The following is a 7,505-nucleotide window of genomic DNA, read 5'->3' as shown; positions in this document are numbered from 1 at the left end:
TCGACGATCGACGATCGACTTTCAACTGCCGACTACATCAGGTGTAGTTTGAGCGGTTGGTGTCTGCGGCGTTGTGGAGGCTATTTCGAGGAGTTCGGGTACGGTTACAAACTTATAGCCCTGAGCGCGTAGTTTGGCAATAATTACTGGGACAGCTTTGGCCGTGTTGGCATGACTGCCGCCACCATCGTGCATCAGGACGATACCACCTGGGGTCGCACCGGAAACCACTGTCTTAATCATCGCTTCTGCAGATGGCCGTTTGGGATGGCTATCGCCAGAATCCACCGACCACATATTGACAGATTGGTTGTGTTGTTGGGCGTAGGCAACTAAACCGTTAGTTAATACCCCACCTGGCGGTCGGAAATATTCGGTTTCGACATTGAGGACTTCTTTGATGATTTTGGAGGTATCTTCGATTTCGCGTTGCGCGACCAACGGACTCATCTTTTTGTACCAGTGATGGAGGGTGTGATTGGCGATGACGTGACCGTCAGCGAGGACTTTTTTGCCAATCTCGGGAAAAGATTTGAGCGGTTGACCGATCATGTAAAAGGTCGCTTTGATATGTTCTTGTTTGAGAGTTGCTAAAATCTGCTCGGTAGTCTCCGGCCAGGGGCCATCGTCGAAGGTGAGGGCAATTACTTTCTCAGAGGCAGGTACGGAGACATCTTTGATTGTTTTCGCTTGAAAGCTGGTGGGGACATCGAAGTTCAGGGGAATGGTACTAGCAACCGCCGTAGTTACCTCTACTGTTTTGGCAATCCCCGTATTGGCAATTAATGCACTCTCGGGCACGTTACTGAAAATCGCGTGCAAGATGGCAACGGCAGCACAAGATATGGCTGCGATGGCTAGCCATAGCATTTTACCTGGTAGTAACCGCTCGGTTCGATCGTGATGTTTACCTCTGGCCACTTTAGCAACTCCTGACACTTAATTGAAACGTTTTACTCTGGATTCGTCGTGCCGATCGCCCGAACGATCCGTTTGACTCGAACTTTGAAACTGAGTCTAATTCTCTCGCATTTGGCGACAAAATGTGCCGACAGTAGCGAAAAATACCTATTTTGTCAAATCTACCGAATTGGCGATCGATCGTAACCGACTCGCACGCTTTGACTGGTTGTCATCGCTCCCACCTTCGGACTATCTATAATATAGATATGGACGATCGATTCCCCGATTGTTTAGTTGTCGATCGCTAGACCACTTAGTAAGATGGACTCGAAGTTTTGTTGCTAAACTTGGTTGTGACGATCGCCAAGATCTGGATTAATCCCTATGACCCAACTCCAAGTAATAACGCAACAAATCTCCATTGCCACGGGCAAGTCTACGATCGACCGTTCCCAATGCTCTAACATCTCTGCTTATCTTGCCATCCCTGAAGGTGCGGGTCGATTTCCAGGCATCATCGTACTCCAGGAAATCTTTGGGGTCAATCCCCATATTCGCGCTGTCACCGAACGCATTGCCAAGTTGGGTTATGTGGCGATTGCACCAGCATTGTTCGATCGAGTCGCACCAGGTTTAGCACTCGATTACACTAATGCTGATGTACAGTTAGGCCGCAGCTATGCCGAAAAAACGACTGCGTCACAGCTCTTAGCCGATATTCAAGCCGCGATCGATTACCTCAAAACTTTACCCCAAGTTGCCCCCAATTTTGGCTGCATCGGCTTTTGTTTTGGCGGTCATGTGGCTTATTTAGCTGCAACATTGCCCGATATTGCTGCGACAGCTTCTTTCTATGGGGCGGGAATCACTACCCGCACTCCTGGCGGTGGCGAGCCATCAGTAAGTCAGACCGGCGCGATCGCAGGTACGATGTATATGTTCTTTGGTATGGATGATGCTAGCATTCCCCCCGAACACACTGCCGAAATCGAGGCTGCTCTGACTCAACACGATATTCCCCATCAGATTTGGCAGTATCCAGGTGCCGAACATGGCTTCAATTGCGATTTACGGGCTAGTTACAATCCCACTGCTGCCAAGTCCGCATGGCAACATGTTGAAGAACTATTTCAGCAACTAACACGGTCTAGGCTTTAGGCTTTAGGCTTTAGGCTTTAGGCTTTAGGCTTTAGGCTTTAGGCTTTAGGCTTTAGGTGGTAGTGAATAGTGGATAGCGATTCGCGTAACTCCTCACGGAGCGCACCAAGCAAGTGAATCAAGACAGTGAATGGAGATCGAACGTCAGCGTTCCCCAGTCTCCTCGTCCCCCTGTACCCCCGTCCCCCCGTCTCCCCGTCCCCTCGTCCCCCAGTCTCCCAACTCCCTCAAATGAATAAGACCACAAGTACCTCAGCCGAAATCTTTTCCATGGATGACTTTGCCAAAGCATTGGATGCTGAAGCAGTCAGTTTTGAGAAAGACCAATTAGTGCGAGGGAAAATTCATAGTTATGATAGCGATGGTGTCTATGTCGATATCAATGGCAAGTCGCTAGCATTCGTACCCGCAGAAGAAGTTGCCGCAGATGAATCGGCTGATTTGTCGGCATTATTACCGATCGGTGACGAGCAAGAATTTCTGATTATTCGCGAACAAAATGCCGACGGCCAAGTTACACTATCCAAACGTCAATTGCAGGTCAGATATGCCTGGAATCAAGTTGGAGATATTCAGAGCAATAAAGAATCGATCCAGTTGAAAGTTACTGGCGTCAATAAAGGTGGTGTAACTGTCAATTTCCAAGGCATTCGCGGCTTTATCCCTCGCTCTCAATTACTCGAACGCGACCATCAGTCACTCGTCGGTACTAGTATTCCTGGTATCATCATCGAAGCCGATAAAGAAAAAAATAAGTTGGTTTTCTCGCAACGCCAAGCTACCCGTACGGCCAATTTTAGTCAACTAGAATTAGGCCAATTAGTAACTGGTACGATCGTGGGGATCAAGCCTTTCGGTGCCTTTGTCGAATTTGATGGAAATACGGGCTTAATTTATATCAAACAAGTCAGCCAAAATCGGATCGAGGCTTGTGAGAAATTATTTACGATCGGTCAAGAAATCAAAGCCATGATTATTGACTTAGATGAAGGCAATGGTAAAATTTCACTCTCTACCAGAGTCTTGGAAAATCACCCCGGTGAGATGCTCGAAAATATGGCCGAAGTGATGGCATCTGCTGAAGCCCGTAGCGAACGTGCGGCGAAGAAGTTATTTGGTAACTAAAGCTAGTTGCCGAGATCGTTAATACCGAAGCCGATCGCTACAACTACACTTCACATTCTCGAACATTCATAAAAATACCAGCCGATTAATTAATTGGCTGGCTAGATAGCTGTGTTGGGAGGAGAAAACTCGTTCCTTAGACTCTGCCAAAAACTCGTGTCAGCTCTTTTATCACTGAGCAGACTGTTGATGCTAGATTTTAAAGATTGTTGTTGTCTCTTATTAAGAATTGTAACAAACATCTTGTCAAAACACAAGCAATCCTCCTAAATCGATTTTTTAGGAGGATTGCGGGGAGCGAATAATTAAAAACCTATAACCTGGAAAGCTGTCTGGAAAACAGTTATGGAGCGGACAATTTAGATAAAGCTGGTGAAGGGAAAAAAGTAAGGGGGTCGATAGTAACATGTCACTGCACTACTTACCGACCCCCACACGATCGATTAAACCACCCTGTATGCTCTGAGGAGACTAGATTGTACACAGTCCGACCGAAATACAGTTGACTCTAGCTTAACCTTTCCACTTAATATTCTAAAGAGCGAAAAGTAACTAAAAAGTCAGCTTTCAAGGTGTGTTTTGATATATATCATCCGTTTGGTCGATTTCAAGCTGGCACTGTATACGCAATCAGTTGGCCGACCCGCTGGCGGAGCGTCTCTAAACTCAGCCGCTCGGAAGCCGAAATAAAGACGGCATTGGGGAATTCTTCCTCTGCTTGCGCGAGTCGTTCGCTATCGACTCGATCGATCTTATTAAACACGATCAGCGATGGCCCTGGCGCGATCGGCATCTCACTCAAGATCCCCATTACCGATCGAATGTGGCTATGCCAAGCCGGATGGGACAGATCGATGAGATGGATCAGCGCATCGGCTTCGGTCACTTCCTCCAAGGTGGCGCGGAAGGCATCCATCAGCGGCGGCGGTAACTCGTGGATGAAGCCCACCGTATCGGTGAGGAGGATTTGCCGCAAGTCCCCAGTATTACTTGCCGGTACCTGGAAGCGACGCGTCGTCGGATCGAGGGTCGCGAATAATTGGTCGGCGATGTAGACTTCGGAATTAGTTAGGGTATTGAGCAGGGTAGATTTGCCCGCATTTGTATACCCAACTAGGGCAACCGATGGCACGTCGTGATGCTGACGTTGGAGCCGCAGCCGCGAACGATGCGCTTGCAATTGGTTCACATCTTGCTGGAGCCGCGAAATCCGCTTTTGAATCGTCCGGCGTTCGGTCTCTAATTTAGTTTCTCCAGGCCCTCTCGTCCCGATCCCCCCACCTTGACGGGACATGGCTAGTCCGCGCCCAGTTAGACGCGGCATCATGTATTCTAGTTGGGCTAGTTCGACTTGTAATTTACCCGCACCCGATTGCGCGCGTTGGGCAAAGATATCTAAGATCACTTCAGTTCTATCTACTACCCGAATCCCAATTTGAGTTTCGAGGTTGCGTCCTTGGCTGGGGGATAGATTGCAATCAAAGACAATCAGGTTCGCGCCGATTTTTTGAGCGGCGAGTGCGATTTCCTGGATTTTCCCTTCCCCGACGACAGTTTGCGGGTGGGGTTTCGATCGTTTTTGCTGGATGGTTTGGAGAACTTCGCCGCCTGCTGTTTGGACTAATTTAACGATTTCTTCCAGGCCATCGGTAAATCTCTGGGTAGTCACATAGTCGGTTTTGATCCCAACTAATACGACTCGATCTGTTTCGTCCGCAACGTTTTGATTGGCAAGATCCCGCTCGTATTCTCGCTCGATCCCATCGACCAGATCCAGAAAATCTCGATCGCTAATCGTATCTAGACTCAAAGGTGGCGAAATCGTCCAATTGATTTCTGGATGCGGTACCAAGTGCGCGAGATAGGTATCTTGAATGTATCCAGTCGCACCCCCGCCCCGCTTTTGGAAACCGCTACCAGTAATATTCAAAATCACCAGCGCATCCAATCGCTGCAACGCCATCGCCGTCAGCGCGCTCTCGCTCGGAATCTCCGGTTTGAGCTGAGTGGAAATACACCGAATCCCACTCAACCGTTCGGCACCATAACGCGGTAATTCTAACGGTGGAATTTGGGTCTGACGGGGAGTGCCGACACCCAAGCGGATAATTTGACCGCGCCGATTGATATATACGCTCACTGGATCGCCGATTTCGGCACTAATTGCCGCTAGCTTTTGAGCAAATTCTGGCGTAGTCAGTCGATCGCCTGGTAGTCTGTCATTGTATAACTTCCGTAGCTTCTTGATCTGATTGGATTTTAATCCTTGTAAGTTGCCGTAGATCGTCTCGATATGCTCTGTTCCTAACGCATTACTTCTAGTGTAGTGGCTGGCAGCGGCGTTTGGGATCGCTGCTTGTAAAACTTTATTACTGTCTCGAATGTAGAGATTGGGTAGAATATTGAAATCCGATCGATCCCGTCAGCACATTATGACTTTTACTTTATTTGGTCGTTGGCAAATTCGCGTGTTGTTATTAGCGACAGTTGGGCTATTGTTAACTATCTTAATGGTAGTCAGATCGAGTCCAGCGATCGCCGGACAAACATTGCTAACCTTAATCTATCTCGGTATCTTCGGAATAGCCTGGGATTTTGGCTATCATCAGCTCCAACGGTTTCGCTGGGATGGCGACTGGAATGGCTTGTTACAGTTAGGTGCGGCGGTTTGGGAATGTCTGTTTTTAGTAACGATTATTAAAGTTATCGGCTTACCTGGGATCGATCGAGCTAGCTTTAATATCCCTGGATTTATCGGGTTTTATACGAGCTTTAGTCTGCTCGGTGCGATCGTTACGCATTCGTTACTCCGTATCCTCTCTCCCTATTCGCGCTTCAATGGGGGACAATGGTTTTAGATTAGGCTTTAGGCTTTCGGCTTTAGGGAACAGTGGATTGAAGATCTCGAACGAAATCTTCTCCCAGTCACCCAGTCTCCTCGTCCCCCAGTCCCCACTCTCTCCTCGCCATGCTAATTCGTACATTCATCACATTTGCTGTTGCGATCGTTGTATCGATGTCTACAGGGCTATTTGCCCCCGCAGCGTTAGCGATTACACCCATTCCCTTGACAGAAGTTGGTTATAAGGATTGTCCGGCGGAAATGGCAAAGGGTGCGGTGACGAGTGGTGGTGTGACTCAAGGTGCGGCCTGTTTCTTGATTATTGGGAAGGCTGAAAACAAGTCGGGTAAGACTGTCTATGATGCTGATGTCTTCGGGCGGATTTATGATGCGGACAATAATAATGTCTTACCAAATCGCGGACGGGTGGGTTTAATCGAGCAGGTGCCGCCAGGAATCAATGATTTTGAGATGCGAGTTACGGTGCCAGAAAGTGCGCGGCAACCACTGCAATTGAAGAAGTTTAAAGCTTCTGGATTCACGACTAAAATCAGACAGTAATTAATACTTAATCTGCCATCTGAACTATGATTTATCGGATTAATAGATAGACTCAGCTTTTCGCAGCACATCACATCATAGTCCATCAGCCAATCATTCTAATCACAGTTCGGACAATATTATTTTGGATGTATTGCAATCGGGATTAGATTCGATCGATAAGTTAAGGTGAAAAAAATAGTCATAATATTAAACTCTCTGACATCCAGATATTTTAAGGTAGGTTGGGTTGAAGAATGAAACCCAACATTTCCAGGATATTGGTGAGTGAGTTGGGTTTTGCTATCGCTCTGACAAATCCACCATTACTAAGAAATTAAGCATCTGCAAGGGCAGTTTTATGCAAGTAATTATCGACCCTAGAAATCTTAACTAAACCCGCATAACCTCACTAGATTTTCTAGGCTGATTCGTAAATAATCATACGCAATCCATTCTTAGTGGGTGAGGGCGGGTTTGATTAAGTATTTGTAGGCTATGGCATAAACCTGCCCCTACAGATTGTGTATAATTTAATTAGGTTAATCAACTCGATCGTATGTCTCAAACTCCCTTACTAATTCTCGTCGATGGACACTCTTTGGCTTACCGTTCCTACTTTGCCTATGCCAAAAGTAAGAGTGGTGGCTTAACGACTTCGGCGGGAGTACCGACGAGTATTTGTTTTGGATTTGTTAAGGCTTTGGTGGAGATTATTAATAGTCAAAAGCCGGATTCGATGGCGATCGCGTTTGACTTACGCGCGCCAACATTCCGACATGAAGCTGATGATAATTATAAGGCCGATCGAGTGGAAACGCCGGAAGATTTCACGATCGATATTCAGAACCTCTACCAACTATTGACGGCGTTAAATTTACCGACGATTACGGCGGTGGGATTTGAGGCGGATGATGTGTTGGGGACGCTGGCGGGG

At 47.3% G+C, this 7,505-nt stretch carries 6 protein-coding genes and 1 pseudogene; 5 read left to right on the top strand and 2 right to left on the bottom strand.

What is annotated here, in order from left to right:
* Window positions 1-21: 21 nt before the first annotated feature.
* A complete protein-coding gene (locus RMO84_RS01620; protein ID WP_310486708.1) occupies window positions 22-921 on the bottom strand; it encodes a polysaccharide deacetylase family protein in 900 nt (299 codons plus the stop codon).
* Between the two features lie 366 nt (window positions 922-1,287).
* On the opposite strand from RMO84_RS01620, the gene RMO84_RS01615 reads away from it, so the two are divergent.
* Window positions 1,288-2,061, top strand: a complete 774-nt coding sequence (locus tag RMO84_RS01615) for a dienelactone hydrolase family protein (RefSeq protein ID WP_310486707.1) — start codon at window positions 1,288-1,290, stop codon at window positions 2,059-2,061.
* A gap of 231 nt (window positions 2,062-2,292) precedes the next feature.
* Entirely contained in the window at window positions 2,293-3,186 is an 894-nt protein-coding gene (locus RMO84_RS01610; protein ID WP_310486706.1) for a S1 RNA-binding domain-containing protein, read from the top strand.
* Window positions 3,187-3,793: 607 nt separating this feature from the next.
* On the opposite strand, the gene hflX is transcribed toward RMO84_RS01610, so the two are convergent.
* Window positions 3,794-5,479, bottom strand: a complete 1,686-nt coding sequence (gene hflX, locus RMO84_RS01605) for a GTPase HflX (RefSeq protein ID WP_396135739.1) — start codon at window positions 5,477-5,479, stop codon at window positions 3,794-3,796.
* A gap of 139 nt (window positions 5,480-5,618) precedes the next feature.
* Between hflX and RMO84_RS01600 the strand changes: the two genes are divergently transcribed.
* From RMO84_RS01600 to RMO84_RS01590, 3 genes and pseudogenes are all read left to right on the top strand, one after another.
* The gene (locus RMO84_RS01600) at window positions 5,619-6,044 is read left to right on the top strand and encodes a hypothetical protein (RefSeq protein ID WP_310486704.1); all 426 of its coding nucleotides are present in this window, start codon (window positions 5,619-5,621) and stop codon (window positions 6,042-6,044) included.
* Window positions 6,045-6,154: 110 nt separating this feature from the next.
* Window positions 6,155-6,589, top strand: a complete 435-nt coding sequence (locus RMO84_RS01595; RefSeq protein WP_310486702.1) for a hypothetical protein — start codon at window positions 6,155-6,157, stop codon at window positions 6,587-6,589.
* Between the two features lie 538 nt (window positions 6,590-7,127).
* Window positions 7,128-7,505: pseudogene (locus RMO84_RS01590) on the top strand (DNA polymerase I); the annotation flags it as partial.

The sequence above is a fragment of the Chamaesiphon sp. VAR_69_metabat_338 genome (assembly GCF_031423935.1).
Classification (GTDB): Bacteria; Cyanobacteriota; Cyanobacteriia; order Cyanobacteriales; family Chamaesiphonaceae; genus Chamaesiphon.
Note: the sequence above shows the minus strand (reverse complement) of the source record. Positions and strands in the feature narration are given on the sequence as shown.